The organism is Carnobacterium sp. ISL-102 (assembly GCF_018612935.1).
Lineage (GTDB): Bacteria > Bacillota > Bacilli > Lactobacillales > Carnobacteriaceae > Carnobacterium_B > Carnobacterium_B alterfunditum.
Genome location: NZ_JAGGRF010000045.1, coordinates 1549 through 4698, shown reverse-complemented (window position 1 = coordinate 4698; position 3150 = coordinate 1549). Strand labels below are relative to the sequence as shown.

The following is a 3150-nucleotide window of genomic DNA, read 5'->3' as shown; positions in this document are numbered from 1 at the left end:
AACACACAATTTCAATCAAGAGAACATTATTCTCTCAAAACTGGATAAGTTAAAAATCGTTTTCGTTCATTGACCGTCTATCACCGTTTAAATCTTTGGTTAAGTCCTCGACCGATTAGTATTGGTCCGCTCCATATATCGCTATACTTCCACTTCCAACCTATCAACCTGATCATCTCTCAGGGGTCTTACTCACTTACGTGATGGGAAATCTCATCTTGAGGGGGGCTTCACGCTTAGATGCTTTCAGCGTTTATCCCGTCCACACATAGCTACCCAGCAATGCCCTTGGCAGAACAACTGGTACACCAGAGGTGTGTCCATCCCGGTCCTCTCGTACTAAGGACAGCTCCTCTCAAATTTCCTACGCCCGCGACGGATAGGGACCGAACTGTCTCACGACGTTCTGAACCCAGCTCGCGTACCGCTTTAATGGGCGAACAGCCCAACCCTTGGGACCGACTACAGCCCCAGGATGCGATGAGCCGACATCGAGGTGCCAAACCTCCCCGTCGATGTGGACTCTTGGGGGAGATAAGCCTGTTATCCCCAGGGTAGCTTTTATCCGTTGAGCGATGGCCCTTCCATACGGAACCACCGGATCACTAAGCCCGACTTTCGTCCCTGCTCGACTTGTAGGTCTCGCAGTCAAGCTCCCTTATGCCTTTACACTCTGCGAATGATTTCCAACCATTCTGAGGGAACCTTTGGGCGCCTCCGTTACACTTTAGGAGGCGACCGCCCCAGTCAAACTGCCCGTCAGACACTGTCTCCCAGCCCGATAAGGGCTGTGGGTTAGAGTGGTCATACAGCAAGGGTAGTATCCCACCAACGCCTCCACCAAGACTGGCGTCCTGGCTTCATTGGCTCCTACCTATCCTGTACAAGCTGTACAAACACTCAATATCAAACTGCAGTAAAGCTCCATGGGGTCTTTCCGTCCTGTCGCGGGTAACCTGCATCTTCACAGGTACTATAATTTCACCGAGTCTCTCGTTGAGACAGTGCCCAGATCGTTACGCCTTTCGTGCGGGTCGGAACTTACCCGACAAGGAATTTCGCTACCTTAGGACCGTTATAGTTACGGCCGCCGTTTACTGGGGCTTCAATTCTGAGCTTCGCCCTAAAGCTAACCCATCCTCTTAACCTTCCAGCACCGGGCAGGCGTCAGCCCCTATACGTCATCTTACGATTTTGCAGAGACCTGTGTTTTTGATAAACAGTCGCCTGGGCCTATTCACTGCGGCTGACCAATTGGTCAGCACCCCTTCTCCCGAAGTTACGGGGTCATTTTGCCGAGTTCCTTAACGAGAGTTCTCTCGCACACCTTAGGATTCTCTCCTCGACTACCTGTGTCGGTTTGCGGTACGGGCAGTTTGTTTCTAACTAGAAGCTTTTCTTGACAGTGTGACATCGGGAACTTCGGTACTTAATTTCCCTCCCCATCACAACTTGTTCTTAAAGAAGCAAGCATTTGACTCACTTCAAAACTTGTTGCTTGGACGTGCATATCCAACAGCACGTATTCCTTAGCCTACTGTGTCCCTCCATTGTTCAAACAAAACAAACTGGTACAGGAATCTCAACCTGTTGTCCATCGTCTACGCCATTCGGCCTCGACTTAGGTCCCGACTAACCCTGGGAGGACGAGCCTTCCCCAGGAAACCTTAGTCATTCGGTGGACGGGATTCTCACCCGTCTTTCGCTACTCATACCGGCATTCTCACTTCTAAGCGCTCCACTAGTCCTCACGATCTAGCTTCAACGCCCTTAGAACGCTCTCCTACCATAGAACCAATGGTTCTATCCACAGCTTCGGTGTTATGTTTAGCCCCGGTAAATTTTCGGCGCAGGGTCACTCGACTAGTGAGCTATTACGCACTCTTTAAATGATGGCTGCTTCTGAGCCAACATCCTAGTTGTCTAAGCAACTCCACATCCTTTTCCACTTAACATAAACTTTGGGACCTTAGCTGGTGGTCTGGGCTGTTTCCCTTTCGACTACGGATCTTATCACTCGCAGTCTGACTCCCGGATATAAATCAATGGCATTCGGAGTTTATCTGAATTCGGTAACCCTAGAAGGGCCCCTAGTCCAAACAGTTGCTCTACCTCCATGATTCTAATTCCGAGGCTAGCCCTAAAGCTATTTCGGAGAGAACCAGCTATCTCCAAGTTCGATTGGAATTTCTCCGCTACCCACACCTCATCCCCGCATTTTTCAACATACGTGGGTTCGGTCCTCCAGTGCGTATTACCGCACCTTCAACCTGGACATGGGTAGATCACTTGGTTTCGGGTCTACGACCACATACTCATTCGCCCTATTCAGACTCGCTTTCGCTACGGCTCCGTCTCATCAACTTAACCTCGCATGTGATCGTAACTCGCCGGTTCATTCTACAAAAGGCACGCTATCACCCATTAACGGGCTTTAACTATTTGTAGGCACACGGTTTCAGGGGCTATTTCACTCCTCTTCCGAGGTTCTTTTCACCTTTCCCTCACGGTACTGGTTCACTATCGGTCACTAGGGAGTATTTAGCCTTGGGAGATGGTCCTCCCGGATTCCGACGGAATTTCTCGTGTTCCGCCGTACTCAGGATACTGATCAGAGTGAAATTGGTTTCGGTTACAGGGCTTTTACCTTCTTCGGCAGACCTTTCCAGGTCGCTTCTCCTACCAACTTCATTTATGACTCTATATGTTCAGTCCTACAACCCCAGAAAGCAAGCTTTCTGGTTTGGGCTATTCCCGTTTCGCTCGCCGCTACTCAGGGAATCGATTTTTCTTTCTCTTCCTGCAGGTACTTAGATGTTTCAGTTCTCTGCGTCTACCTCTACTGACCTATGTATTCAGTCAGCAGTAACATCCTATCAAAGATGCTGGGTTCCCCCATTCGGAAATCTTTGGATCAAAGCTCACTTACAGCTCCCCAAAGCATATCGGCGTTAGTCCCGTCCTTCATCGGCTCCTAGTGCCAAGGCATTCACCGTGCGCCCTTATTAACTTAACCTATGGTTAATCGTTAATGTTTAATACTCATCTTTCGATGAGAACCTTAAAAAACTTATTATTTAAAAATTTCGGTGTGTTTCTGGTTTCTTACTTAAATTACGATTTTTAACTTTATCCAGTTTTCAAAGAACA

Annotated in this window: 1 rRNA gene; it reads right to left on the bottom strand. The window is 48.7% G+C overall.

The annotated features are described in order from the left end of the window. Nucleotides 1–95: 95 nt before the first annotated feature. Nucleotides 96–3016 (bottom strand): 23S ribosomal RNA (locus J7E16_RS10815). Nucleotides 3017–3150 lie beyond the last annotated feature (134 nt).